We start from the raw sequence: 24855 nt of genomic DNA, 5'->3' as shown, positions 1-24855 counted from the left end.
CGCGCACAGCGCGTGAGCATCACCCCGCAAACGGGCTCCGGCCCGCCGAACAGAAGGAACGAAAATGGACGCAATCCTCGGCCTCATCACCGGACTCCTCAGCAGCCTCCTCGGACTCCTCGGGCTCTGATTCACTGATCACACGGACGGGGCGGCTGCGCGTCAGCCGTCCCGTTCCTGCGTCCCGGTCTGCGTCAGATCACCAGGGGTTCGGCTTGTAGTCCTTAAGGAACACCCCGTGCACGTCGACGCCCGCCTCGCCCTGCACGATGGGGTCGTACACGCGCGCGGCGCCGTCGACGAGGTCGAGCGGGGCGTGGAAGCCCTCCTCGGCGAGGCGCACTTTGGTGTGATGCGGACGCTCGTCCGTGATCCAGCCGGTGTCGACGGCGGTCATCAGGATGCCGTCGGTCTCGAGCATCTCACCGGCGCTGGTGCGGGTGAGCATGTTGAGCGCGGCCTTGGCCATATTCGTGTGCGGGTGTCCAGGGCCCTTGTAGCGTCGGGAGAACTGGCCCTCCATCGCCGAGACGTTCACCACGTACTTGCGGTGCGCGGACGATGCGGCCATCGATGCCCGCAGGCGGCTGATCAACAGGAAGGGAGCCGTGGTGTTGGCGAGCTGCACCTCGAGCATCTCCAGCGGATCGACCTGCTCGATCGACTGCACCCAGCTGTTGACGCGGTTGATGTCCGGCACGAGGCCGCCGGCGTCGATCGCACTGCCGTCGGCGTGCTTCTGGAGCGAGGAGGACCCAGGCGCCATCGCGAGCCGCGCGAGGTCTTCGGCCGTGAGCGCCTGTCCGCCCTGCTCCGCCACCGTGCCGCCGAGGGCGGCCACCGAGAGCAGCGGGTTGGAGTCGACGGATGCCTGCAGCGCCTGAGGGTGCGGATCGACCGTGTGACCGAAGGTCTCCATCTCGGGCAGCGGTCCGTCGGGGAGCGGCTGCATCTCGGCATCCGCCAGCAGCGAGTACGCACCAGGCGAGCGCCTGACCGTCTGCGCGGCGTTGTTGATGAGGATGTCGAGCGGCCCCTGGGCCGCGACCGAATCGGCGAGCGCGATCACCTGTGCCGGATCGCGCAGGTCGATGCCGACGACGCGCAGCCGGTGCAGCCAGTCGGCGGCATCCGGTAGTGACGAGAACCGGCGCACGGCGTCACGGGGGAAACGCGTCGTGATGGTGGTGTGCGCGCCATCGCGCAGCAGCCGCAGGGCGATGTGCATGCCGATCTTCGCGCGGCCGCCAGTGAGCAGCGCGCGCTTGCCGGTCAGATCGGTGCGGGCATTGCGCTTGCCGTGGCTGAAGCGCGCGCAGTCAGGGCAGAGCTGGTGGTAGAACGCATCGACGAGCGTGTACGGCTGCTTGCAGATGTAGCAGTTACGCGGCTTGAGCAGCTCTCCGGCGATCGGGGCATCCACCGTCGTCTTCAGGTCGTTGCCGCGCGTCTCGTCGTCGATGCGGTCAGGTGCGCCTGTCGCGGTGTTGGCGACCACGGCCTTGTCGGCCGCGGCGATCGCGTCGCGGATCTCCTTGCGGCGCACGCGCTTGACAGCCTTGAACATCGCCGCGGTCGCGCGGCGGACGGCGATGTAGTCGGGATGCTCTTCGCTGATCTTGTCCATCGATGCGAGGACCCGCAGCGTCGTCTCGAGATCCGCCGGGTCGAGGCCGTCGCCGAGGTCAGAGGTGTCGGCAGCGGGCGCATCGGTCATTGTGCCGATTTTACGCGAGCGGGCTGGGAGAAGCCGCCGCGGACGGGCGACCGCTACGCGAGCGGTCGCCCGTCCGCCACGTGCACGACGGTGAGACGCACGAACGGCGTCGTCTCCCCCGCGGCGACGAGCAGCGCCGTGACCCGATCGCGCACCGCCTGCGCGATCTCGACGGCGCTCCCCTGCGAGTCGATGCCGAGTGCCACCTCCACCTGAGTGGTGCCGCCCCTGTTCGTCATGACCGCACGTGTCGCGGCATCCTCCGATCCGCTCAGGCGCTCGGCGGCCGCCCCGACCAGGTTCGTCACCGCCGAACCGGTGCGGTACAGCGCGACGACACCTGGGGTCCCGAGCACCGCGGCCTCGATCTCCACGACGAGGTCGTTCATCTCTTGTCCTCCGTCCAGGTCGAGATGTCGTGCACCGTGATGTCGATCCCGGTGACGGCGAACTGGGTGTGCCTGTCCAGCCGGACGGCGATCTCAGAGCGGAGCCTGTTCGCGAGCTGCGCGATCGGCTCGCCGAACGGCACGCTCACATCGATCTCCACGCCGACCTCTGCGCCGCGCACTGCGACGTCTCCGTTGAGACGGCAGCGTCCGATGAGAATCCCGGGGAACACGTTCTCGGCCGCACGGATGAGCCCGCGCACCGCGCCCTCCGTGATCGCGAGGTCGGATCCGTCGTCGGGATCGACGAGGGGGATGCGTCGACCGGAGCGGGCATCCAGTGCGATGCCGCTGAGGATCGACTGGATCCATCCCGGTTCAGGGTCGGGTTCGGACGCCTCATCGCGTGCCATCAGCGCGGGTGTGAGCGCACGAAGACGCTCCATCGCGTCGAGGGCGAGTGCGCATCCGGGGGAAGCATCGATGGTTGGATCGGCCGGCGTCCGGCCGGCATCGAGGTAGTCCGTCAACTCCTCGATCGTGTGGCCGTCCAGGTCGTCCGGCTCGAGCCCGAGGGGCAGTCTGCCGTCTTCGGTCATCGCCATTCCTCCATTCGCACGATGATGTGCTTGCGCGCACGAGCGAGCAGCCCGCGCACCGTGGTCACTGGCATCGCGAGCTCCGCTGCCATCTCCTCATACGTGAGTCCGCCGATCTCGCGGAGCACCCAGCTCTGCCGCTGCGCCTCCGGCAACTCTGCGAGCGCCTCGTTCAGCGCCTCCACGCCTGCACGAGTCTCCACCGCACGCGCCGGAGTCGTATCAGGCGATGCCGGATGCTCGATGTCGTCGATGTCCACCTGCGGCCGCCTCGATCGCACACGGTCCATGGCCTTGCGACTCACGATCCGCATCAGCCAACTCTTCACCACCGAGGGGTCGTCCAGCTCGGACAGTCGCTGCCAGGCGATCACGAACGCCTCCTGCACGACGTCATCGACGTCTGCACTGGCCCCCAGCACCCGACGCGCATAGGCGCGCATCATCGGCGTATAGCGGCGCACCAGCACTTCGAACGCGGCGATGTCACCGTCGATCGCGCGACCGGCGACGATGCGGTCATCCGCCGCCGCCAGTCTGCCGCCCGGCTCTTCGTCGGTCATCCTCTTCCCATCCCTCCGCGCGCGTCCGCCCCGGCCATCCGCGGGATGCGGAGACCGGGGCAGACGATGCACGCGTGCGTCACTTGGCGGAACGCCGTCCTGCGATCAGGCCGTAGACCAGCAGAACGATCACCGAGCCGCCGATCGCGAGCAGCCAGCTGCTCAGCGAGAAGAACTCGTCGACTCCGACACCGAAGATCGCGCTTCCGATCCACCCTCCGAGAAGAGCGCCGACGACGCCGAGGATCAGCGTGACGAACCATCCGCCGCCCTGCTTACCGGGGAGGATGAGCTTCGCGATCGCACCGGCGATCAGTCCGAGGAGCAGGAATCCGAGAAAACCCATTTTGTGTGTTGCCTTTCAGTTGTGTGTTCAGTCTGCGGTCGGGGTGTGACCTCGTCCAGACTCAGTTCGCGAGTTCCGCGAGAGGGCCTCACCGAACGCGGACGGCAGAGCGGTATCGCCCGAGCCATCCGCGATCGGTGAGGTGGATCAGGATGGGAGTCTCGCCCCCCAGCAGAGAATCCCAATCCCGGACCGCACGTTCGGCTGCCGTGAGCACGTCACCGAGGGACGCACCCTGTCTGACGGTCACGGAGAGCCGAACGGTTCGTACGCCCTTCACCAGGAAGACCCCGGTGCGGGCGGACACCACATCCGGGCGCGCGATGAGCGCGCCGGAGAGAACGGCGTCGACCACACTGCGGTCGACCTCCGTCCGGCCATCGTCCGCCCGGATCCGCGCGACGTCTTGGACGCTCCCGCGTCCTCGAGCGAACACGAAGATGACGAGCGCGACGGCCAGTATGAGGGCGGCAACGGATGCCGCGATGAGGACGAGGGGGACGTCGCCGCCGAGCATGGTGATGCTCGGGCCCCGAAGCGCGTCGTCGACGCTCCTCTCGACATCCGAGAGGACGACCTGAGCCCGATCGGGACGCCATGCCCACAGGAGAGCGGCAGCACCTGCGGCGGCCAGCAGCAGCCCGGCGATGAGAAGCACGGCTCGGTTGAGGACACGGTTCGTCGCGTTCACGCGATCACCCCTGCACGTGCGATGTCGACGGACGCCGCAGTGTCGAAGCCCGCGTCGGCGACAGCGACGCTCGCGGTCTTCGCGACCCGGTCGGGGTCGATGCGGATTCCGCTGGTGGGCGTGACCCTGACGCTGAGGGAGCGCCGCGCGATCGTCGTCGAGATCTGACGGCGGTCGATGTCGTGCTCGCGGGCGACGGCATCCGCCGCGGCATCCGCCAGCACGCCGTCGTCGATGAGGAGGGCGACGCGGTCCGTCACCCGCGCATGGCGGGCTCGGCGTCCCGGAAGCACGGCCGCGAGGATGAGCAGCACGGCGACGAGCAGGCAGAGGATGCCGGTCACGATGAGCACTGAAGTGGCATCGGCTGCACGCACGACATCGGAGATCCAGGCCGCCGCCCGCTCTCGGAAGGCGCGGTCAACGACCGCCCAGACACCGAGTGCGAGCGCCCCGAGCAGCATCAGCGCGAAGAGCACGGCGAAGATCACTGCGGCCGCGGACCGGGATGCGTGCGTCTCGCGACGCAGCACGCGCCGGTAGGTCGCATGACGACGATCCATCAGATGACTCTCCTTTCCGTAAAGTGCTTCACGCCTGTGAACCTGACATCGACGGCGCTCACCCGACGGCCGGCCAGATCTGCCAGCCCGGAGATGATGCCCGCACGCAGCCGCCGGCTCTGAACGTCGACCGACCTGGACGGCTTCGTGATCAGCATCGGCACCACCACGCTGACCCGGAGGTCTCCGGCATCGTCGGAGAGCCTCACCGTGACGTCGCGCGCGGCCACGTCGGCGGCATCCTTCGCCAAACCCGTCGCCAGATGCTGCAGCGCCCGGGCGCTGAACGTCGTGCGTCCTCGCAGGGCCCTGATACCGACATCCGCGTTGCTATCGCCGGCACCGTCCGCCGAGGTCGTCATGACGATGAGCGACGCCCACGCAGCGCATCCGCCAGCGCGCGCACGTCGAGGCGTCCATCGATGATGCGGCCGAGCACCGCGCCGATCAGCGCGGCCACGACCACCAGCACGAACGCCCAGAAGCCGAGGACGATCCAGACGATGGCGAGTGCACCGGCGGCGACGGCGCCGATCACGGTCGCATTCACCGGACTCGCGCCTCCTGCGCCCCATCGGACTCGTCGTCCTCCGACGGGATGTGCACGTCGTTGATGGTCACGTTGACCTCGGTGACCTCCATGCCGACGAGGTCTTCCATCGCGCGGAAGATCGATGCGCGCACGTCGTCGGCGACCTTCTGAAGGGAGACGGGGTACTCGGCGACGATGGTCACGTCGACCGCGACCTGCTTCTCGCCGACCTCGACGCTGATGCCCTGGGTGAGGTCCGTCGTGTTGAGGGCGTCACGGATGGCGCCGACGACACGAGCCGCTCCGCCGCCGAGGGCGAAGACGCCTGAGACCTCGCGTGCCGCGATGCCGGCGATCTTCGCGACCACGGCGTCCTCGATGGTCGTCCTGCCAGACCCCTGCAGGGTCTTGTCCGACACATCGGCCGGCGTCGTGGGCTGGGTGCGGGGCGTCGCATTCACCATGTTCAGTCCTTCGTTCGCTGTGCGCATCCGATCTGGATGCCTGTCGCGGAAACCGCGTCATGGATAAGACGCACGCACCCCGCGAAACGTCACGAAAAATCTGGAAGAAGTTCTGACGCACTCCGGCGACAGTGTCTCCGCCCCGGCGTATCGTCGCCGGTATGAACGACAGCGCATACGGCATCATCCCGGCATACCTCCTCGCCCGCCTGGCCGAGTCGGGGCGGTTTCCCCGGGCGGCGGATGCCGCGCGACAGACCCTGCTCGCCGGTCGTCCGACGTTCCGCGCGCGCATCAACCTGTCGATCGATGAGCAGGGCGATCTCGTCGCCGAGTTGTCGGATGCGCCGAACCGCACGATCAGCGACGCGCAGAACAGCGAGACGCTGCCGGGTGTCGTCGTGCGCGCGGAAGACGATCCGGCGGTCGACGACGTCAGCGTGAACGAGGCGTTCGACGGGCTCGGGGCGACCTTCGAGATGCTGCTGGCCGCGTTCGGGCGCAACTCCCTCGACGGCAACGGAGCTCCACTGGATGCCACCGTGCACTACGGCACCGACTACGACAACGCCTTCTGGGACGGGGAACGCATGGTCTTCGGAGACGGCGACGGCGAGGTGTTCCGCGGTTTCACCGGATCGATCACCGTTATCGGCCACGAACTCGCGCACGGCGTCATCCAGCACACGGCGAACCTCGAATACCAGGGCCAGCCCGGCGCACTGAACGAGTCGATCGCCGATGTGTTCGGCGCCCTCACCGAGCAGTACGCCCAGGGGCAGACGGCGGATCAGGCGAGCTGGCTGATCGGCGCCGGCATCTTCACGGAGCAGGTGCAGGGCACGGCGCTGCGGTCGATGCTCGAACCCGGCACGGCCTACGACGACGACGAACTCGGCAAGGACCCGCAGCCCGCGCACATGCGCGACTTCGTGAGAACGACAGAGGACAACGGCGGAGTGCACATCAACTCCGGCATCCCGAACCGCGCATTCGCCCTCACCGCGACCGCGCTCGGCGGCAACGCGTGGGAGCGCGCGGGCCTCACCTGGTACAACGCTCTGACCGGCGGGCTGGCGAGCACGGCGGACTTCCGGGAGTTCGCGGATGCGACGATCGCGGCCGCCATCGACGACGAGGTCGCGACAGCCACTCGCGCAGCGTGGACCACCGTGGGAGTCTATGAGGATGCGCGACGTAGCCCCACCGAGTGATCCGGCCGATGAGCCGGGCTTCCTCATCGTGGTGATCCGCACCGGCGGCATCGCCGGCATCCGTCGACGCTGGCGCGTCGTGCCGCCGCACGATGAAGAGCCCCACTGGATCGAGCTGATAGACAGCTGCCCGTGGGACGATCCGTCAGCCGACCCGCAGCGGGGGGCGGACCGCTACGTCTGGAGCATCCAGGCACGCACTCCGCGCGCGCGGCTCGAGCGGGAGTTGCCGGAGTCGGCGCTCGATGGTCCGTGGCGGCAGCTGGTCGATGCGGTGCGCGAGGCCGGAAACGAGTGAGGGCACACCCGTCAGTCCGGATCACAGATGTCAGTCGAAATCGGTGATCTCAGCTGACATCTGTGAAATGCGCTGACAGGTGTACGCCGGCTCAACGGTCCGGGCGCTCCTCCAGTGCAACCCTGGTGACCGGCAGGGCGTCGGGATGCTCCTGCTGCAGCCACGTCATGATCTTCTCCCGCACGAGACAGCGCAGATCCCACTGGTCGTCGGAGTTCGCCGCCGAGATCTTGAAGCGCAGCGTGACGTGCCCGCCCTCCGAACCGGTCACCAGAACGTTCGCGGAGCGCCGGTCCCAGGCGTCCGACGATTGCACGATCTCCATGAACTTCTCGCGCACGGCATCCACCGGCACCCGCCAGTCGAGATCCATATAGACGGTACCGATGATCCTGTCGCTCCTGCGGGTCCAGCTCTCCACCGGCTGCGAGGTGAAGTAGGTGCAGGGAAGGATCAGCCGGCGCTCGTCCCAGATGTTGACGACCACGTACGAGAGGTTGATCTCTCCGATGCGTCCCCATTCGCCCTCGACCACGACGACGTCGCCGACGCGGATCGAGTCCGTGAACGCGATCTGCACTCCGGCGATCAGGTTGCCGAGAGTCGACTGCGCGGCGAGCCCGGCGATGACGCTCACGACACCGGCCGATGCCAGGATGCTGGTGCCCACCGCGCGCACCTCGGGGAAGCTGAACAGCACCGCGCCGATCGCGATGATCGCGATCAGGACGACGGCGAGCCTGTTGAGCACTGTCAGCTGCGTCTGACGGCGGCGCGCTTCCGGGCTCGTGGCATCGCGCCTGCTGTCGTACTGCATGAGCCGTTCCATGCCGAAGGTGACGACCGTCGACAGCAGCCAGGCACCGACGAGCACCACGGCGATCAGCAGGATGCGCTGCAGCACCGGCCACCACGACAGGCTCGACGGCGCAGTGACGGCGCACGTGATCCACACCGCTATCAGGAAGGCCAGGATCATCCCCGGCACGCGGATGCGGCGCTCGAGGTCGCCGATCCAGGCGGAGCGGCCGCGGGTACGACCTGCCACGAATCGGATGCCGATGACGACGACGGCCACGATCGCGACCGCGACGAGCAGCGCCACGAACGTCTCGAGCCACAGGCCCCAGTCCAGGTTCGCACCGCCGAGAGCGTTCTGACCGAGGGGAGAAGGCATCGTTCCACCCTAGACAGGTCGACCCGCTCCAGAGAAGCCCCTTGTCTACGATGCACCTCTGGCGCACTCTGGATGCGATGAGGTGCGCCGAACAGGACGGGCGAACCGCTCGCAGCAAAGGAGCTGTCATGTCGCAGAAGATCATCCCCAACCTGTGGTTCGACCAGAACGCCGATGAGGCCGGCGCGTTCTACGCCGACGTCTTCCCCGGAGCCACGGCGATCGTCGGCGCGCGGTACCCGGATGATGTGCCTGACTGGCAGGCCGAGTTCAGCGGGAGGACCCTGACGGTCGACCTCGTGATCGACGGCTATCTGCTCACGCTCATCAACGCGGGGGAGCAGTTCCGCCCCAACGCGTCGGTGTCGTTCATGCTGAACTTCGATCCGCTGCGCTTCGACGGCGACCGCGACGCCGCGCGCGTCGCCCTCGATGAGACGTGGGCCAGGCTCGCCGATGGCGGCGTCGTGCGGATGGAGCTCGGCGAGTACCCGTTCAGCCCGCGATACGGCTGGGTCGAGGACCGCTACGGCGTCAACTGGCAGCTGCTGCTGACGAACCCCGAGGGGGAGCCGCGACCGTTCCTCATCCCGCAGCTGATGTTCTCCGGCCCGGTGCAGAACAAGGCTCGCGAGGCGGCGGAGTTCTACACGTCGCTGTTCCCCGATGCCGAGGTCGGCTTCATCGCCGAATACCCGACGCAGACCGGCCCAGCGGATGCCGGCAGCGTCATGTTCGGCGAGTTCCGCCTTGCGGGGCAGTGGTTCGCGATGATGGATTCGGGGGTCGAGCAGGACGTCCGCTTCGACTGCGGCGTCTCGCTCGAGGTGCGCGTCACCGATCAGGACGAGCTCGACCACTACTGGAACGCCCTGACCACCGTGCCGGAGGCGGAGGTCTGCGGCTGGTTGGCCGACCGCTACGGCCTGAGCTGGCAGATCGTTCCGGAGAACATGGGAGAGCTGATGCAACGCCCTGGTGCGTACGCGAAGATGATGGAGATGAAGAAACTCATCATCGCCGACTTCTGAGGATCACATGGGACTTTTCACGCAGAAACCCGACGACCCAGGGCCATGGGCATCACTGCCGGGCGAGCCGCGGGATCAGGATGCCGTCGACGAGCTCGACGGCACGGCCACCGTCGATCCGCTCGAGGTGGGTCTGGGCGCTCAGACGACGTCGATCGTCTTCCCTGTCGCTCCTGTTCTGGAGGACGGGGCGGAGCAGACGGACGGCGAGCCCGAGTCGTGATGCTGCTGCGGTAACGTCTCTCCGAGACGACACGAGGGGGGGGACCATGCCCACAGCTGATGAGGCATCGAGGCTGCTGGCACTCGCGCAGGGCGCGCACGCGCGCGGCGACGCGCTGCTGCAGCTGCAGCTCGACGTCGGCCTGCTCACGGGTGAGAGGTCGACCTGGGGCTCGGCCGGGAACACCATGTCGAGCGACGACAGCACCGGCTACTTCCTCGGCGAGGTCGAGAAGCTCGGCTGGCGACTCGAGCACACCGGCTTCACGTTCGTGGAGAGCGGCGCGACCACGTCTGCACGCATGTTCGGCACCGGCGAGGGCGTCGTGAATCACGGCGCGGTGGTCGGGTACTACGTGTTCCGTCGGGCGTGAGTCACGGCATCCGCAGCATCGAGATCTCGACGTGGATTGAGGCAGCATGACCGACTCCGAACCCGACGCGCATGTCATCGGCCCCGGGCTGCTGGCGACGCCCTTCACCGCCGACGAGATCCGTGAGGCGACCGGCGACGGCAAGACGATCCGGCTGCTGGTCGAAGAGCCGGGGCGCGCTCAGCACTTCCGCCTGAACCGCTTCCGTGAGACGGATGCCGCCGGCGCGACCCTCGAGCGATGGAGCTCGGGCTCCGACGGCGTCGTCCAGGGCGGGATCTCCCGCACGAGGGTGACGTGGCGCGACCTGCAGGCGCACGCCGCCTTCCCCGCAGATCGCACCGTGCTGTCGAGCGAGACGTTGTCGCTGCCGATCGGGCTCGTCGACTGCCTGCGGTACGACGTGCGCGAGGAGCCGGACGCAGAACCCTCGACGTTCTGGTTCTCGATGCGGCACCCTGGCATGCCAGTGCGGTACGAGACTCCGGTGGACGGCGGTGCGCTGCGGACGACGATCGTGGCGATCGAGTGGGAGTAGTCATCGCCGTTACGCTCGAAGGATGACGATCATCGCCGCCGCAGACGGCTCCGCTCTGGGCAACCCCGGCCCGAACGGCTGGGCCTGGTACATCGACGACGCGAACTGGGCGGCGGGGGGATCGTCGCACGGCACCAACAACCAGGGCGAGCTGCAGGCGGTGCTCGAACTGCTGCGCGCGACGGCCGGCACCGACGAGTCGCTGCTGATCATGTGCGACAGCAAGTACGTCATCGACTCGATCACCAAGTGGATGCCGGGCTGGAAGCGCCGAGGATGGCGCAAGGCCGACGGCGCCCCTGTGCTCAACCGCGAGCTCATGGAGTCGCTGGATGAGGCGATGCGCGGCCGCGACGTGAGGTTCGAGTGGGTCAAGGGCCACGCGGGCCACGACCTCAACGAGGCCGCCGACGAACGGGCGAACGGCGCCGCGAGGGCGTATCAGGCGAAGCAGGAGCCGCGCCGCGGACCAGGGTTCACGATGGCGACGGATGCCGGAGCCGCCGTCGCCGCGTCCGCCGCGGTGGCCGCGGGAGCATCCGCTCCGGCTGCGACAGTGCGCGAGTCGCCGGACGCAGTGCGCGAGTCGCCGACTGCTGCAGCGCCTGTCACTGCAGCGCCTGTCACTGCGCCGCTCTGGGCCGAAGCATCCGATCTGCTCGACGGCCTGACCGACGAGCCCGAGGTCGCGCCGGTCGAGGTGAATGTGACGCTGTCGCCCGCCGAGCTCTCACGGCTCCGCGCCCGCGCCAAGGCGCAGGGCGTCTCTCTGGAAGAGGCGCTGCGCCGGTTGATCTGACACACCGTCGGGCGGCCGGCCGGCATCACGCCTCAGCGGTCAGCCACGCCACCACGACATCGCCGATCATCGAGCGGAAGTGCTCTCGACGATCCTCTGCGAGCAGATCGCGATCGAAGAGGTACCCGAAGGTGTGCTGGTTGGCGACCTGGAAGAAGCAGTACGAGCTGATCAGCAGGTGCACGTCGAGCGCGTCGACATCGGCGCGCACGCTCCCCTCGGCTCGGCCTCTCTCGAGCACTGTCTCGAGCACGGCCACGGCCGGCTGGTTCACCGTGCGCAGGCCGTCGAGGCGCTTGATGAACTCGCCGTGGTGGATGTTCTCGATCGACACCAGACGGATGAAGTCGGAGTGGTTGCGATGGTGGTCGTAGGTGAGCTCGGCGATCTGCCGCAGCGCCTCCACCGGCGCGAGGTCGCCGGCGTGGATCGACTGCTCCTTCTCGCGGATGCCTCGGTAGGCGTTCTCCAGCACCGCGAGGTAGAGCTGCTCCTTGCCGCCGAAGTAGTAGTAGATCATCCGCTTCGTCGTCTTGGTGCGCTCTGCGATCTCGTCGACGCGCGTGCCGGCGTAGCCGGATTCGGCGAAGGCCTCGGTGGCGACTTCGAGCAGTTCCGCGCGAGTCCGCTCGGCGTCGCGCTTTCGCACGACCGGCTCGGTCACGCTGTTCGTCATCGTCTCTCGTTCCTCTCGACCACGCGAGATTTCGGCTGTGCACACATCATGCCCCACCCGTCAGCACTCGCCGCGGATTCACCACCATCAGCTGGTGCAGAGCGGCCTCATCGACACCGCCGGCGCGCAGCTGCGGCAGCACGGTGTCGAACAGGTGGCTCATGTGCCAGTTCGGCACATGCTCGTTCCGCCACGAGGGCGGCGTGACCCGGCTGAACACCGCCGCGTCGTGCGAGAGCACGATGCGGTCGGCATAACCGGCGTCGAGCAGGGCGCGCAGCATCCGGATGCGATCCTCATCCCGCCCGACGTGCTCCATCCCGAATCGGTCGAAGCCCAGGTACGACCCGCGGTCGGCGAGTGCTCGCAGGTACGACAGATCGAGCGAGTCACCGCTGTGCCCGATCACGACATGCTCGAGTGGCACGCCCAGCCGCGCCAAGGCGTCCTGCTGCGCGAGCCCTCCGCGCGCGGCCGCATCCGAGTGCGTCGTGATCGGCACGCCGGTGCGCAGGTGCGCCGTGGCGGCCGCCGCGAACACCCTCTCGACATCAGGGGTGAGCTCCGAGCCGTCCGAGGCGATCTTGATCATCCCCGCGCGCACCTGAGTGCCGGCGATCCCGCGCTCGATGTCTCCGATGAAGAGGTCGACGAGCGGATCGGGGCCGTCGACGACGAGACCCGGCCCGTTCAGCCGGAAGTACGGCGGCAGCACGGACGCGGCGTAGCATCCGGTCGCCGCCACGATCTGCACCGGGACCCTGGCCGCCACCTCGGCGACCCGTCGCACGTCCCGGCCGAGACCGATCACTGTCAGGTCGACCACGGTGCGCACCCCGCGCTCGTACAGCGACGAGAGGGTCTGCACGGCGCGTTCGATCATCGCCTGCTCATCCCATTCCGGATGAGGCATATTGACATCGAGTTCGGGGTCGGTCACGAAGACGTGCTCGTGGATCAGGGTCACACCGAGCGCATCTTCGTCGACCGCGCCTGTGAACGTCGGGACCGAACGCGCCATGCAGTCAACTCACTCCGAGGTCGAACGGATGGCCTCGTACACGTCGAGCGAGTCCCCCGTGAGGGTGCTGGAGAGGTACTCCTCCGCCTTCTCGCTGAACGCGTCGCGGTCGACGTCTTCGATGACCTCCCATTCGCCGCCGCTGCGCCACTCCTCGAGCACCGCTTCCTCGTCTTCGGTGACACAGGCGGTGACCTCGGTGACGGCCTTCTCGGTCGCGGCGGTCAGTGCTTCCTGCTGCTCGTCGCTGAGCTCGTTCCAGATCGGGCCCATGATGACGAGGTTGGTGTTCAACTGGTGCGAGCTGAGACTGACGTAGTCCTGCACCTCTTTGAGGTTCGAGGCCACGATGTTGGTGATCGGGTTCTCCTGGCCGTCGACCGTGCCCTGCTGCAGGGCGAGGTAGAGCTCCTCGTACGCGACCTCGGTCGCCGTCGCGCCGAGCGCCTTGGCGTTCATGAGGAACTGCGGGGATCCGGGGAAGCGCATGCGCAGGCCCTCGAGATCCTCCGGCGTGCGGATCGCAGCATTCGCGGTGAACTGGCGGGCCCCGGCCGACCACGCGCCGAGGGTGTGCACGCCGGACTCCGCTTCGAACGCCTCGGTGACCGTGTCGGAGGCATCGCTGGCCATGAAGGCCGCGAGGTGATCGGCGTCGTCGAACGCGTAGGCCGCATCGAGCACGCTGATCGGTTCGTAGACGGCGCCGAGCGCCGACGCGCCCTGGATGTCGATGTCGATGTCTCCTGAGGCGACCGAGGCGATGCGATCCGCGTCGCCGCCGAGCTGGCTGGACGGGAAGATCTCGATCTCCAGTCCGACGTCGGCCGCGGCGACCTCGTCCGCGATCACCTGCGCACCGCAGCGGTGCTGCGGCTGTTCTTCGTTGTAGCTGTGGGCGAGCGTGAGCTTCTGCGTCGTTCCTGCATCGCCTCCGTCGCCGGTGGCGTCGCCTCCGGTGCTGGAGCAGGCGACCAGCATCATCGCTGGTGCGGCGGCAAGGGCGATCCACATCGTTCGCCGCGTGCGTCGTGCGTTCATCGGTTCTCTCCTCTTCCTGGTGCTGTTTCGGGTGTTGCGTCTGGTGATGTCGGGTGGGGGGCCGCGGCCTCCTCGGCGGCGACCAGATCGTCGAGATCGGCGAGCATGGCTGTGCGGTCGGCGTGCTGCCCCGTGAAGATCTCGAAGGCGTCGGCGGCCTGGTGCATCGCCATGCCCAGTCCCGACATTGTGCGGATGCCGCGGGCGCGAGCCGCCTGCAGCAACGCGGTGTCCGCCGGTCGGTAGACGATGTCGGCGACGCGGATGCCGTCGGGCAGCATCGCGCTGTCGAACGGGGTGCCGGGATGCGCGGCCATGCCCACCGGCGTCGCGTTGACGATCAGGTCGGTGTCGGCGATGAGGCCGGGCAGCTCGTCGATGCCTGCCGCGCGCACTTCCGCGGTGGTCAGCGCGCGCACCTGATCGGCGAGCACGTCGGCGCGCTCTCGCACCTGGTCCATGAGCACGAGCTCGGCGATCGGATGCTGCGCCAGCGCCGTGGCGACGGCTGAGCCCGCTCCTCCGGTGCCGAACAGCACGACACGTCGCAGTCGCTCGTCGCCGAAGGCGTCTTTCAGAGCGGCCGCGAAGCCTGTGACGTCGGTGTTGTGGCCGATGGCACCGGCATCCGTGAACACGACCGTGTTGACCGCGCCCACGGCCCGCGCGCTTTCGCTGAGCCCGTCGAGCAGCGGGATGATCGCCTGCTTGACGGGGTGCGTGATGTTCAGGCCGTTGAATCCCAGTCGTCGCGCAGAGGCGAGCAGCGTGCGCAGCGATGCGGTCGTGCCCTCTTCCGGGGCGAGGTCGATCGTGCGGTACACGTAGTGCATCCCGTGCCTGGCGCCCTCGGACTCGTGCATCGGCGGCGTGAGCGATGGCGTGACGCCCTCGCCGATCAGGCCGATCAGCACGGCAGGCCGGCGTGCGAGCGCAGTGTCGAGCGTCACAGGCCCAGCACCCCCGGCAGCCACATCACGGCGCTCGGGAACGCGATGATGAGCACGCAGATCACCAGCAGCGGGATGATGAACGGCAGCGATCCGCGGAACACCTCTCCGATGCGGGTCTTCGACACGGCAGCCGTCACGAACAGGACGGTTCCCACCGGCGGGGTGAGGAGGCCGATCATGAGCGAGAGGATCATGAGCACGCCGAGCACGATCGGGTCGACGCCGATCTGGTTCCCGATCGGGAGGATGATCGGCACGGTCAGCACGAGGATCGCCGTCGCGTCGATCACGGTCCCCAGGATCAGCATGAGCACCGCGACGAGGATCAGGAAGACGGTCGGACTGTCGCTGATCGCGAACACCAGTTCGGTGAGCATCTGCGGCAGGCGCTCCTTGGCGAGGATGTAGCCCAGCAGCGACGCCGATGCGACGATGATCATGATCGACGCCGTCGTCGTCACCGTCTCGGTGAGCGCCTTGATGAAGCTCTTCATGCTCAGTGAGCGGTGGAGCAGCCCGACGAGGATGATGTAGACGACTCCGACCGCTGCGGCCTCGGTAGGGGTGAAGAATCCACCGAGGATCCCGCCGAGGATGATGATCGGTGCGACGAGCGGCAGGACGACGCCCTTCGTCGAGTCGACGAACTCGGCGCGGTCGAACTTGCCCTTCTTGACGTTGGGCATGCGCTTCACGAGCACCCACACAACGATGCACAGGCCTGCGGCCATGAGCAGTGCGGGGATGACGGATGCCGCGAACAGTGCTCCGGTGGAGACTGCGGCGAGTCCTGCGTAGATCACAGCGGGGATGCTCGGTGGCATGACGGGCGCGATGAGCGCGGAGGTCGCCGAGATCCCGGTGGCGAAGCGGCGGCCGTAGCCGGCGCGGATCATGGCGGGGATCTGCACCTTGCCGAGGGCTGCGGCGTCGGCGACGGCCGATCCGCTCATCCAGGCGAATCCGACGCTGGTGCCGATGGTGACGTAGCCGAGGTTGCCGCGAATGTTCGCGAGCCCTGCCTGGGCGAAGCGGAACAGCCGGTCGGCGATCCCGGCGTGGTTGGCGAGCGCACCGAGGAAGATGAACAGCGGCACGGCGAGCAGGGGGAAGCTGCTGGCGGCGTTGGTCACCGTGCGCAGAGCCATGCCGAGGGACTGGCCCTCGACGGCCATGTACACCAGCGACGGCCCGAGGAAGGCGAAGGGCACAGGCACGCGCAGTGCCAGCAGGAGAGCGATCGCGAGAGCGAGAAGTATGAGAGTCACAGTCCTGCCACCTCGATCTGGTCGTCTTCGATGTCGGCGGCTTTCGGGCCGTGCAGCGCGACGTCGGCGGCGGACAGCAGAGCGCGGATGGTCGTACTGACGGTGCCGATCAGGACCGGGATGTAGACCCACGACATCGGCAGACGCAGCACGGGGGACTTCACGATCCCCTGCGTCTCGATGAGCGCCCACGCTTCGAGCGAGAGGCCGATGCCCGCCGCGGCGACCACCAGCAGCGCGAACACCTGGATGATGCGCACGATCATCGGGTTGCGGATCGAGTCGGCGAGCTCGAGGGCGATGTGCCCGTTGCTCGTGACGAGGATGCCCATCGCGGCGAAGGTCGCCCACAGCAGGGCGAAGCGGGCGAGCTCACCGGTCCACGCCAGACTCTCGAACGGCAGGTAGCGCTGCAGTGCCTGGCAGAAGACCAGGACGAGGATCATCAGCACGGCTATCGCTCCGATGGCGAGCTCGATCACCGTGATGATGCGAGCCGCGCGGCGAAGGATGCCGGTGGCGGGTGGGGGTTGTTGTGGGGTCACGAGACGCCTTTGTGCTCGGTGGATCGGGTACTGGTGACGAATGTACTGGTTGGTACATTGATTCGGCAATACCTCTGGGAAATTAATGTACAAACTGGTACGTTCACTGCCATGCACACCTCAATCGCTTCGGTCTGCCTCTCGGGTGGACTCGTCGACAAGCTCCACGCCTGCGCTGCGGCAGGCTTCGACGGCGTCGAGATCATGGACGCCGATCTCATCTCTGCACCGGAATCCCCCGAGGAGATCCGCGCGCTGTGCGAACGGCTCGGGCTGCGGATCGACATGTTCCAACCGTTCCGCGATGCAGAGGGGGTCGCGGACGACGTCTTCGAGGACACGCTGCGGCGAGCGGAGGCGAAGTTCGAGATCATGAACCGGCTCGGCACCGACCTGATGCTGGTGTGCAGCAACGTCGGCACGGCGACGATCGACGACGACGAGGTGGCCGCACGGCAACTGGGCGAGCTCGCGGATAGGGCTGCGGTGCACGGCATCCGCCTCGCCCACGAGGCACTCGCCTGGGGTCGCTTCGTGGACGATTACCGTCGCACGTGGTCGATCGTGCAGCGGGCCGACCGACCCAATCTCGGCATCTGCCTCGACAGCTTTCACATCCTCTCCCGCGGACACGACCCGGCCGGCATCGAGGAGATCCCGGCCGAGAAGATCTTCTTCCTGCAGTTGGCCGACGCCCCGGCACTCGACATGGACGTGCTGTCGTGGAGCCGGCACCATCGACTGTTCCCCGGCGAGGGCGATTTCGATCTGGTGGAGTTCATGACGCACGTGGTGCGCGCGGGATACACGGGGCCCTGGTCGCTGGAGGTCTTCAACGACACGTTCCGCCAGACCGAGACGGTGCGCACGGCCGCGCACGCTCATCGATCGCTGGTGTGGCTGGCGGATCGGACGGCGGAGGAGAACGATTGGGAGGACGGACGCATCGGCTCGGCGCAGCCGGTCTCGGCCCTGGACTTCATCGAGGTCGCCGGAGCAGACCTCGCGGAGGTCGATGAGCTGCTGGCGCAACTGGGCTTCGCCTTCGAAGGCCGCCATCGCAGCAAGCCGGTGAGGCTGTGGAGCGCGGGCTCTGCCCGGGTGATCCTGAACGAGCAGGTGCGCCACGACGAGCCGCGCTTGTCCGGCATCGGCCTGCAGGTCCCGGATGCCGCGGCCGCCGTTGATCGGGCGATCGCGCTGGGTTCGCAGAAGATATTCCGTCGCACGTATGAAGGCGAGCAGGACCTCCGGGGAGTCGCGGCACCGGACGGCACGCAGGTGTTCTGGAGCTCGCTGCCGGCCGAGGAGTCATGGCTGCAGGAGTTCGACGGAGGCACCGACGCCGCGGGAGGCCTGGTCGGCGAGGTCGATCACATCAATCTCGCGTACGCGTGGCAGGACTTCGACGAGGCCGTGCTGTTCATGTCGAGCGCCCTCTCGCTGCGTGCCGAGCCACCGGCGGATGTGCCCGGTCCGCAGGGGCTGATCCGCAGTCAGGTCATGCGCACTCCTGACGGCATCGTGCGCGTACCGATCAATCTCGCGCCTCCCACGGCGCCGCCCCCCGCACGGCACATCGCCGTGCGGACGGACGATGTGTTCGCGGTGGCGCGTCGCGCCAAGGAGCGCGGCATCGATCACCTGCGCATCCCGGCGAACTACTACGACGACCTGTCGGCGCGGTTCGGCCTGCCCGACGATCTGCTCTCATCGCTGCGCGAGCTCGACCTGCTCTACGACCGCGACGCTGATGGCGAGTTCATCCACTTCTACACGCGCACGATCGGCGACGTGTTCTTCGAGGTCGTCGAGCGCCGCGGCGGGTACGACGGTTACGGCGGCGCGAACGCGCCGATCCGCCTCGCCGCACAGCGGGCGATGGGGCGCTGAGCTGGCACAACCCCTCAAGACCACAGCCGAACGGCCCGGAATCCAGCGGATCCGGGCCGTTCGGCTCACTCCTTGAGGAAGTTATGAACGCGTGGAGCTGAGCACCTCGCGCTCGAGTCGCGCGTACGACTCCTCCATGCCGTCGGCCATGCCGGTGGCGAGGATCATGTCGCGCGTCTCCTTGTCGGGGTACTCGATGAACAGCGTCACCAGGGTGGCGCCGTCCTCCTCGTAGAGGTTGAGGTCGTTGAGCGTCTCAGGGCCCTCAGTGCCCTGCATCCGCTCGGTCGACACGGCACGACGGGGAGCGTCGACCAGCAACACCTCGCCCTCGAAGCCGAACGCCTCTCCCTCGGTGTCGCCCACCGGCGCCCACGACGTGCGGTGCTTCTCGCCGGGAGCGGTGGCGACGACGCATTCGGTCATCTCCCACCCGTCGGGTCCGAGCATCCACTGCCGCATGAGCTCTTCCTCGTTGTAGGCGCGCCAGACGAGTTCGCGCGGACCGTTCACCAGGCGGGTGATGCGCACGTGCGTGTCGTCGAGCAGGTCGACCTGCGTGCCCTTGCCCTCGGCGTACTCGCGGAGATCCTGCAGCACGGCATCCAGCTGCGACATCGCCATCTTGGTGCCTTCGACCATGCCCATGGCGACGACCTGCTCGAGCGCTTCGGCGGAGACGAAGTGGCTGGCGGTCACCATGCGGGTGCCCTCGGCGGTCGGCTCGAACGTGAACTCCATCCGCATCGCGGGGATCTCATCATTCGGAGCGCCCTGATCATCGGCGAAGCCGTCGAGCACCTCGAAACGTCGCGGTTCTTCGATCGCGAGGAACTCCCAGTACCCGGACGACTCCTCGCCGCGCGGGCCCTTCATCGTGTAGTTCGCGCGTCCGCCGACGCTGTGGTCCCAGGCGGTGAACGTCGCGGGCCATCCGGGAGGACCCCAGAACCGCTCGAGCTGGCGCGGGTCGCTGTAGGCGTTCCACACGCGCTCGATCGGAGCGGCGAAGTCGGCCGTGACGGTCATCGTCAGATTCTCGGTGTCGGTGGTGACATCGGTGACAGGCATTTCAATCTCCTTCGTTGGTTTCAGCCAGCAGGTCATCGAGGCGGGCGATTCGGGCCCGCCACATCTCTTCGTATCGGGCGAGCAGCGCCCGGGCGCGCGCGATCATGTCGGGATTCGCGCGGACGAGCCGCTCGCGTCCCTCGGCGCGCTTGATGATGAGGCCGGCGGCCTCGAGGACGGCGACGTGCTTCTGCACCGCAGCGAACGACATGTCGTAGTCGCCCGCGAGGGTCGACACGGACTGCTCTTCATTGATCGTGCGGCGCAGGATGTCGCGTCGGGTCGCCGTCGCCAGTGCGTGGAACACACGGTCGGTCTCCGCTTCGCTCAGTTCTCGTTGTGTAACCATTTGGTTGTACGTTAGTGCGAAGCGGATGCTGTGTCAAGAGTGTTCTCCGGTTTCGTTCTGTCGAGACTGCATCGCCGAGACAGACCACCTTCGGTGACGCGGGGTAGGGCAGAATCGGTTCATGACCGGTGACCGACTCGCTCGTCTCAGCCTTCGTTTCGACGCGATCTACTGCATTGCCCTCGGCCTCGTGGTCGCAGTCACAGCGCCCTTCGCGGCGAACGCGGTGGCTTTGCCTCCTGCGCTTCTCATCGGTGTCGGCAGCGCAACCCTCCTGTGGGGCGCCTACGTCTGGCGCGCGTCGCGTCAGCGACCGATCAGGACAAGAGCCCGCCTGGTCATGATTGCGAACATCGTCGCCAGCTTGGGGTTGGCGGCCACCGGTATTGTCGCGGGAACGACCGCGCTCGCCCTCGCAGCCTTCGCTGTTGCCATCGACGTCGCGGCGTTCGCCCTCAGCCAGGGACTGGCTCTGCGCCGCATCGAAGGTGCGGCGGCCTCCTAGACGAGGCGACCCGTGTTGCGCACGCCACAACCGCTCAACGGGCCTCGATCATCGGCCCGGCCTACTTGTTCAACCATTGAAGGACTGCAACCGGGTCTTCTGAAAGCGTGCTGACCGCTCGCTCGCCCATCGACATGGCTTCGACGACCGGCCGATAGGTCTCCGCGCCATCGATGAAGTGCACACCGTCTGAGCGCCCTCGTTCAATCCCGAATCGGACGGTGCGCGTTCCGCGGCGCAGAAGCAACTCCCACACATCCATCTGCACAGGCCCGGTGAGACTGCGTATCGACCACCCGGCAGCGAGCAACTCGCGCGCCAGCCATGCCGCGGCATGATCTCGCGATGACAACCGACCAAGAAAATCTGATAGCTCGGGGCCGCTCATGCCCCGAGAATACTGCGGCATGGAGCGAGCGCTGGGGCCGCCATTCAGCCGCGCAACGCCGCCACGATCTCGCTTCGCGCAGCGCGACCGCTACGGATCGGCAGGAGCGGGAAGACGTGGAGCGCGCCGGCCCGCTCGCGGAACGTCACATCCACGCCGGCTGCCCGCGCACTGTCCACGAGGATCCGCGCATCCGGGTTGAGGACATCGCGTGTTCCACTGAAGACGAGCATCGGTCCGAGTCCGTCGAATCTGCCGAAGAGCGGACTCACGATCGGATCCCGCACGTCGAGTCCGCCGGCCCACACTCGGCCGAGTTCGCGCCCGCCGTCTTGAGCGAGCCACGGGTCTGTGGGCTGGATGACGGGGATGAGCGGGTTGGAGAACGTCAGGTCGAGCCCGGGCGCGATCAGCACCGTACGGACCGAACCGACCCCGCGATCGCGCAGCGTCTGCGCCACGGCAAGAGTGATCTGTCCCCCTGCGGAGTCGCCGACGAGGCGCACACTTCCGTGCTGCTCGATGAGCTGCTCGGCGATCCCGAGAACCAGGTCATGCGCTTCGCGCGCATCTCCGAAAGGCAGCAGCGTGTAGATCGGAACGACTACCGTCACGTTCGCTTCGACGGCGATCTGCGCGATCAGCTCCCAGTGCTGTCGAGCGATCTGGTGGATCCATCCTCCGCCGTGGGTGTAGATGACAGATCCGCGCGGGACGCTTCGAGCGGGAGCCACCGTGTAGACGGGAACCTTGCCGATGTGCGTGACGCTCACGCGGAGATCGGACCGCAATCGTGACGGCGGCCCATACGGCTCCGGTCGCAGCTCCGCATTGCGGATCGCTCGGCGTGCAGAGCCGACGCTGAGGAACGGGGCGTTCGCGCGCGTCGCCCGAAGGAACGCTGTGACGAGGGCTTCGGGAACGATCACGGTTCTGCACCTTCTGTCATGCGGGCGCCCGTGCGGCACCGGCCGATGGTTCAGTAGAACACTGTTCCCGCGTGAGTGTTCACGCCAAAACGTGAGCGGTGACCGTCGGCAGCGCGCTCACCGCCGCCCCGCGCCGCCGAACAGCGCGTACAGCAGCGGCAGCACCGACCCCGCCATCAGCACGATCCCGAGCGGCGCAGCCGGTACGAGCAGCAGGGCACCGCCGATGAGCAGGCCTCCGAACAGCAGCGCGGCGACCGCGCGGCGACCGATGCGCATCAGCGAATCGAGGCGGCGCTCGAGCCTTGAGGTGTCGAAGGTCACCGTGCCGTCGTCGATGCGCGTGATCACATCGTCGATGCGCGCGGGCAGACGCCATGTGGTCGCTGCCGTCGAGACCGCCTGACGCGCGAAGGCCTGGATGACGTTGCCGCTCTCATCGCGGATCAGGCGGGCGGCGTACGGCTCAGCGGCATCCCACACGTTGAAGGCGGGGTTGAGCCCGCTGCACATCCCCGAGGTGAGCGACACCGCGCGGATCAGTAGCAGCATGTTCTCGGGAAGCTGGAGCGGCAGTGTGCGAACGGTGTCGCCGAACTCGTTCGCGAAGCCGCGGAACTCGCTCGGGTCGACCTTGCTGAGTTCGACGAAGCCCATGCCGCCGAAACGTTCGAACAGTGCAGCGAGTGCGCGCTCGAGTTCGAGGGTGTCGGCCGACGGCAGCAGCACCCCGATCTCCTGCGCGGCCTTCACCAAACCCTTGCTGTCCCGCCCAGCGACGGCGACCAGCAGTGTGCGCAGACCGTCGCGCAGGCCGTCGGGAACCTCGGCCATCATTCCGAAGTCGACGAAGGTCAGGCGCCACGGCCTCGCATCACCGGACGCGGCGGCCGCGGCATCCGTCGCCAGCGGCGTCACGAAGATGTTGCCCGGGTGCGGGTCGGCATGCACGAAGCTGTGCGTGAACACCTGGTCGAACATGATCTCGGCGAAGACGTCGGCAACGTCGTCTGGATCGATTCCCGCCCGCCGGAGAGCCGCGGTGTCGTTGATCTTGATCGCCGTGACGTCCGACAGCGTCAGCACTCGGCGGGTCACGCGCTCCCACACGATCTCCGGTGCGGCGACGCGCGGGTCGGCGGCGAAGTTCTCGGCGAAGCGCTCGGCGTTGGCGGCCTCGTGCAGGTAGTCGATCTCCTCTAGCGAGGTCACCGCGAACTCTTCCACGAGGGCCGGGGCGTCGACCCGATCAGAGACGAGACGGATGCGGCTCGCCCAGCCGGCCACCCGGCGCAGGGCTGTGAGGTCGGTGGCGACGATCTCGTCGATCCCCGGACGCTGCACCTTGACGACCACTTCGCGCAGCCCGGTGTCGGCGGCATCGAGGTCCGACAGGCGGGCGCGATGGACCTGGCCGAGGGATGCCGCGGCAAGAGGCCGTTCGTCGAACCGCGCGAAGGCACGCTCGAGAGGCACCCCGAGCTCGACCTCCGCAAGCGCCCTTATCTCGGCGAACGGGACCGCGGGAACCTCATCCTGGAGGCCGGCGAGCTCCTGCGTGATCTCGGGCGGCAGCACGTCCAGACGGGATGACATGAACTGGCCGACCTTGATCATCAGCCCGCCGAGTTCGACGGCGAGCACGCGGAAGCGACGGGCGAAGCTCAGCATCCGCGCCGCACGGGTGCGCTCTGCGACCCCGGAGAACCCGAACCTGGGCAGGACGAGTTCGAACCACCAGATCTTGATGAACTCGAGGGCGGCGAACGAGACGATGCGGCGATAGCGCGCCCGGTGGGTCGTGCGATGCGCTGGTTCCGCGCGGGCGGGCGCAGGTGCGGCGGGCGCAGGTGCGGCGTCCGCAGCATCCGTCATCGGCTCGTCCTCTCGCCCCGATCAGGCAGGATGCCCGACCGGGCGGTGCGGGGCGAGTCAGTCCTGCGCAAGGATCGCGTACAGCCTACGACGCGCCTCGTCGAGCACGGTGACCGCCTCGTGCACCTGCTCGGGCGTTCCGGTGCGGGCGACCTGCGCGGCGGCGCCGGCGAGATCCATCCCGGCCTTCGGCAGCGCGGTGAGGTGTCCGCCGTCGCGTGAGGCGAAGGCCTCCCACGGTGCGGGCTTGTCAGCGGCGATCTCGGCCTCTTCGCGACCGGCGCCGGTGAGCGAATAGGTCTTGCGGCCGTTCTGCTCCTCGGCGGTGATGAGTCCCTCGTCGGCGAGCAACTGCAGGGTCGGGTAGACGGATCCCGCACTCGGCTTCCACGAGCCGCCGGAGCGCTCGGCGATCTCGTTGATGATCTGGTAGCCGTGCATCGGCTCTTCGGCGAGAAGGGAGATGACCGCCGCGCGCACATCGCCGCGAGCCATGCGGGAGGGGCCGCCGGTGCGCTGCTCGAATGACTTGCGCAGTTGGTCCATCGCGTCGAAGATCGCGGATGCCGGGCCACCTGCTCCGCCGAACGGCGAGCCTGAGCCTGTTCCGCCGAAGGGGCCGGTGGGGAAAGAGCTGTTCATGGTGTCCTCCAGAGTCGAGCGGACGATGTGCGTTAACGATATATCGTTCAGTGTCGTTCGGGAAGAGGCACGCGTCGAGTACGCGTGGCGGCATCCCGATGTCGGATGCCGGGAATACTCTGATCCCGTCTCACCGATGAGGCAGTCTCGATGCCGAGATGAAGAACATACGGAACCGGAGT

At 67.7% G+C, this 24855-nt stretch carries 32 protein-coding genes; 9 read left to right on the top strand and 23 right to left on the bottom strand.

What is annotated here, in order from left to right; all coding sequences use genetic code 11:
- Window positions 1-199: 199 nt before the first annotated feature.
- The 10 genes from ACYVG2_RS06700 to ACYVG2_RS06655 all read right to left on the bottom strand — a co-directional run bounded on the left by ACYVG2_RS06700 (window position 200) and on the right by ACYVG2_RS06655 (window position 5864).
- A complete protein-coding gene (locus ACYVG2_RS06700; protein WP_460780260.1) occupies window positions 200-1717 on the bottom strand; it encodes an SDR family NAD(P)-dependent oxidoreductase in 1518 nt (505 codons plus the stop codon).
- A 53-nt stretch (window positions 1718-1770) separates the two neighbouring features.
- Window positions 1771-2106: a hypothetical protein gene (locus ACYVG2_RS06695; protein WP_460780259.1), complete on the bottom strand. Its 336-nt coding sequence runs from the start codon at window positions 2104-2106 to the stop codon at window positions 1771-1773.
- Window positions 2103-2705, bottom strand: coding sequence for a hypothetical protein (locus ACYVG2_RS06690; RefSeq protein WP_460780258.1), 603 nt, complete (start codon window positions 2703-2705; stop codon window positions 2103-2105). Before ACYVG2_RS06690 ends, ACYVG2_RS06695 begins: the two co-directional genes overlap by 4 nt.
- Complete coding sequence (locus tag ACYVG2_RS06685; RefSeq protein WP_460780257.1) at window positions 2702-3268, bottom strand: RNA polymerase sigma factor; 567 nt, start codon at window positions 3266-3268, stop codon at window positions 2702-2704. The genes ACYVG2_RS06690 and ACYVG2_RS06685 overlap by 4 nt, the downstream gene beginning before the upstream one ends.
- A gap of 79 nt (window positions 3269-3347) precedes the next feature.
- Complete coding sequence (locus tag ACYVG2_RS06680) at window positions 3348-3614, bottom strand: GlsB/YeaQ/YmgE family stress response membrane protein (protein ID WP_460780256.1); 267 nt, start codon at window positions 3612-3614, stop codon at window positions 3348-3350.
- Window positions 3615-3702: 88 nt separating this feature from the next.
- Window positions 3703-4305: a hypothetical protein gene (locus tag ACYVG2_RS06675; protein WP_460780255.1), complete on the bottom strand. Its 603-nt coding sequence runs from the start codon at window positions 4303-4305 to the stop codon at window positions 3703-3705.
- The gene (locus ACYVG2_RS06670; RefSeq protein ID WP_460780254.1) at window positions 4302-4868 is read right to left on the bottom strand and encodes a hypothetical protein; all 567 of its coding nucleotides are present in this window, start codon (window positions 4866-4868) and stop codon (window positions 4302-4304) included. The genes ACYVG2_RS06675 and ACYVG2_RS06670 overlap by 4 nt, the downstream gene beginning before the upstream one ends.
- Window positions 4868-5230 carry a hypothetical protein gene (locus ACYVG2_RS06665; RefSeq protein ID WP_460780253.1) on the bottom strand — a complete coding sequence of 121 codons (363 nt, stop codon included), beginning with the start codon at window positions 5228-5230 and terminating at the stop codon, window positions 4868-4870. The genes ACYVG2_RS06670 and ACYVG2_RS06665 overlap by 1 nt, the downstream gene beginning before the upstream one ends.
- Window positions 5227-5418, bottom strand: a complete 192-nt coding sequence (locus ACYVG2_RS06660) for a DUF2273 domain-containing protein (RefSeq protein ID WP_460780252.1) — start codon at window positions 5416-5418, stop codon at window positions 5227-5229. Before ACYVG2_RS06660 ends, ACYVG2_RS06665 begins: the two co-directional genes overlap by 4 nt.
- Window positions 5415-5864 (bottom strand): Asp23/Gls24 family envelope stress response protein, encoded by a 450-nt coding sequence (locus ACYVG2_RS06655; protein ID WP_460780251.1) that lies wholly within the window; start codon window positions 5862-5864, stop codon window positions 5415-5417. Before ACYVG2_RS06655 ends, ACYVG2_RS06660 begins: the two co-directional genes overlap by 4 nt.
- A 161-nt stretch (window positions 5865-6025) precedes the next feature.
- On the opposite strand from ACYVG2_RS06655, the gene ACYVG2_RS06650 reads away from it, so the two are divergent.
- Both ACYVG2_RS06650 and ACYVG2_RS06645 read left to right on the top strand, forming a co-directional pair.
- Window positions 6026-7078 carry a M4 family metallopeptidase gene (locus ACYVG2_RS06650; protein WP_460780250.1) on the top strand — a complete coding sequence of 351 codons (1053 nt, stop codon included), beginning with the start codon at window positions 6026-6028 and terminating at the stop codon, window positions 7076-7078.
- On the top strand, window positions 7053-7376 hold the full coding sequence (locus tag ACYVG2_RS06645) for a protealysin inhibitor emfourin (RefSeq protein WP_460780249.1): 324 nt from the start codon (window positions 7053-7055) through the stop codon (window positions 7374-7376). The genes ACYVG2_RS06650 and ACYVG2_RS06645 overlap by 26 nt, the downstream gene beginning before the upstream one ends.
- Window positions 7377-7467: 91 nt before the next feature.
- Here the strand turns inward: ACYVG2_RS06645 and ACYVG2_RS06640 are convergent, their stop codons facing one another.
- Window positions 7468-8553: a mechanosensitive ion channel family protein gene (locus ACYVG2_RS06640; protein WP_460780248.1), complete on the bottom strand. Its 1086-nt coding sequence runs from the start codon at window positions 8551-8553 to the stop codon at window positions 7468-7470.
- Between the two features lie 128 nt (window positions 8554-8681).
- Between ACYVG2_RS06640 and ACYVG2_RS06635 the strand changes: the two genes are divergently transcribed.
- From ACYVG2_RS06635 to ACYVG2_RS06615, 5 genes are read left to right on the top strand one after another with little or no spacing between them, the layout of a single operon-like run.
- Window positions 8682-9584: a VOC family protein gene (locus ACYVG2_RS06635; protein WP_460780247.1), complete on the top strand. Its 903-nt coding sequence runs from the start codon at window positions 8682-8684 to the stop codon at window positions 9582-9584.
- Window positions 9585-9591: 7 nt separating this feature from the next.
- Complete coding sequence (locus tag ACYVG2_RS06630; RefSeq protein ID WP_448966837.1) at window positions 9592-9807, top strand: hypothetical protein; 216 nt, start codon at window positions 9592-9594, stop codon at window positions 9805-9807.
- Between the two features lie 46 nt (window positions 9808-9853).
- Window positions 9854-10180: a hypothetical protein gene (locus ACYVG2_RS06625; protein ID WP_460780246.1), complete on the top strand. Its 327-nt coding sequence runs from the start codon at window positions 9854-9856 to the stop codon at window positions 10178-10180.
- 46 nt (window positions 10181-10226) lie between these two features.
- A complete protein-coding gene (locus ACYVG2_RS06620) occupies window positions 10227-10718 on the top strand; it encodes a hypothetical protein (RefSeq protein ID WP_460780245.1) in 492 nt (163 codons plus the stop codon).
- Window positions 10719-10740: 22 nt separating this feature from the next.
- Window positions 10741-11517, top strand: a complete 777-nt coding sequence (locus ACYVG2_RS06615) for a ribonuclease H family protein (RefSeq protein WP_460780244.1) — start codon at window positions 10741-10743, stop codon at window positions 11515-11517.
- Window positions 11518-11542: 25 nt separating this feature from the next.
- Here the strand turns inward: ACYVG2_RS06615 and ACYVG2_RS06610 are convergent, their stop codons facing one another.
- Genes ACYVG2_RS06610 through ACYVG2_RS06585 form a run of 6 tightly spaced genes read right to left on the bottom strand, consistent with a single transcriptional unit; the run spans window position 11543 to window position 17021 of the window.
- A complete protein-coding gene (locus ACYVG2_RS06610) occupies window positions 11543-12193 on the bottom strand; it encodes a TetR/AcrR family transcriptional regulator (RefSeq protein ID WP_448966841.1) in 651 nt (216 codons plus the stop codon).
- 46 nt (window positions 12194-12239) lie between these two features.
- The gene (locus tag ACYVG2_RS06605) at window positions 12240-13214 is read right to left on the bottom strand and encodes a phosphotriesterase family protein (RefSeq protein WP_460780243.1); all 975 of its coding nucleotides are present in this window, start codon (window positions 13212-13214) and stop codon (window positions 12240-12242) included.
- A 9-nt stretch (window positions 13215-13223) separates the two neighbouring features.
- Window positions 13224-14255, bottom strand: a complete 1032-nt coding sequence (locus ACYVG2_RS06600; protein WP_460780242.1) for a DctP family TRAP transporter solute-binding subunit — start codon at window positions 14253-14255, stop codon at window positions 13224-13226.
- A complete protein-coding gene (locus ACYVG2_RS06595) occupies window positions 14252-15205 on the bottom strand; it encodes a shikimate dehydrogenase (protein WP_460780241.1) in 954 nt (317 codons plus the stop codon). The genes ACYVG2_RS06600 and ACYVG2_RS06595 overlap by 4 nt, the downstream gene beginning before the upstream one ends.
- Window positions 15202-16476 (bottom strand): TRAP transporter large permease, encoded by a 1275-nt coding sequence (locus tag ACYVG2_RS06590; protein WP_460780240.1) that lies wholly within the window; start codon window positions 16474-16476, stop codon window positions 15202-15204. Before ACYVG2_RS06590 ends, ACYVG2_RS06595 begins: the two co-directional genes overlap by 4 nt.
- Complete coding sequence (locus tag ACYVG2_RS06585) at window positions 16473-17021, bottom strand: TRAP transporter small permease (RefSeq protein WP_460780239.1); 549 nt, start codon at window positions 17019-17021, stop codon at window positions 16473-16475. Before ACYVG2_RS06585 ends, ACYVG2_RS06590 begins: the two co-directional genes overlap by 4 nt.
- A gap of 111 nt (window positions 17022-17132) precedes the next feature.
- On the opposite strand from ACYVG2_RS06585, the gene ACYVG2_RS06580 reads away from it, so the two are divergent.
- Entirely contained in the window at window positions 17133-18914 is a 1782-nt protein-coding gene (locus tag ACYVG2_RS06580) for a TIM barrel protein (RefSeq protein ID WP_460780238.1), read from the top strand.
- Window positions 18915-18995: 81 nt separating this feature from the next.
- Here the strand turns inward: ACYVG2_RS06580 and ACYVG2_RS06575 are convergent, their stop codons facing one another.
- Window positions 18996-19985 carry an SRPBCC family protein gene (locus ACYVG2_RS06575; RefSeq protein ID WP_460780237.1) on the bottom strand — a complete coding sequence of 330 codons (990 nt, stop codon included), beginning with the start codon at window positions 19983-19985 and terminating at the stop codon, window positions 18996-18998.
- 1 nt (window position 19986) lies between these two features.
- Window positions 19987-20334 carry an ArsR/SmtB family transcription factor gene (locus ACYVG2_RS06570; RefSeq protein WP_460780236.1) on the bottom strand — a complete coding sequence of 116 codons (348 nt, stop codon included), beginning with the start codon at window positions 20332-20334 and terminating at the stop codon, window positions 19987-19989.
- A gap of 121 nt (window positions 20335-20455) precedes the next feature.
- Between ACYVG2_RS06570 and ACYVG2_RS06565 the strand changes: the two genes are divergently transcribed.
- Window positions 20456-20839 carry a hypothetical protein gene (locus tag ACYVG2_RS06565; protein WP_460780234.1) on the top strand — a complete coding sequence of 128 codons (384 nt, stop codon included), beginning with the start codon at window positions 20456-20458 and terminating at the stop codon, window positions 20837-20839.
- A gap of 61 nt (window positions 20840-20900) precedes the next feature.
- Here ACYVG2_RS06565 and ACYVG2_RS06560 read toward each other — a convergent pair whose 3' ends face one another.
- From ACYVG2_RS06560 to ACYVG2_RS06545, 4 genes are all read right to left on the bottom strand, one after another.
- Window positions 20901-21227, bottom strand: a complete 327-nt coding sequence (locus tag ACYVG2_RS06560; RefSeq protein WP_460780233.1) for a hypothetical protein — start codon at window positions 21225-21227, stop codon at window positions 20901-20903.
- A gap of 44 nt (window positions 21228-21271) precedes the next feature.
- Window positions 21272-22156, bottom strand: coding sequence for an alpha/beta hydrolase fold domain-containing protein (locus ACYVG2_RS06555; RefSeq protein WP_460780232.1), 885 nt, complete (start codon window positions 22154-22156; stop codon window positions 21272-21274).
- Window positions 22157-22273: 117 nt separating this feature from the next.
- Entirely contained in the window at window positions 22274-24031 is a 1758-nt protein-coding gene (locus ACYVG2_RS06550) for an ABC1 kinase family protein (RefSeq protein ID WP_460780231.1), read from the bottom strand.
- A 57-nt stretch (window positions 24032-24088) separates the two neighbouring features.
- Complete coding sequence (locus ACYVG2_RS06545; RefSeq protein ID WP_460780230.1) at window positions 24089-24673, bottom strand: PadR family transcriptional regulator; 585 nt, start codon at window positions 24671-24673, stop codon at window positions 24089-24091.
- Window positions 24674-24855: the final 182 nt, after the last annotated feature.

Source organism: Microbacterium shaanxiense, from assembly GCF_054779995.1.
This window is presented reverse-complemented; position numbering and strand designations above follow the sequence as displayed.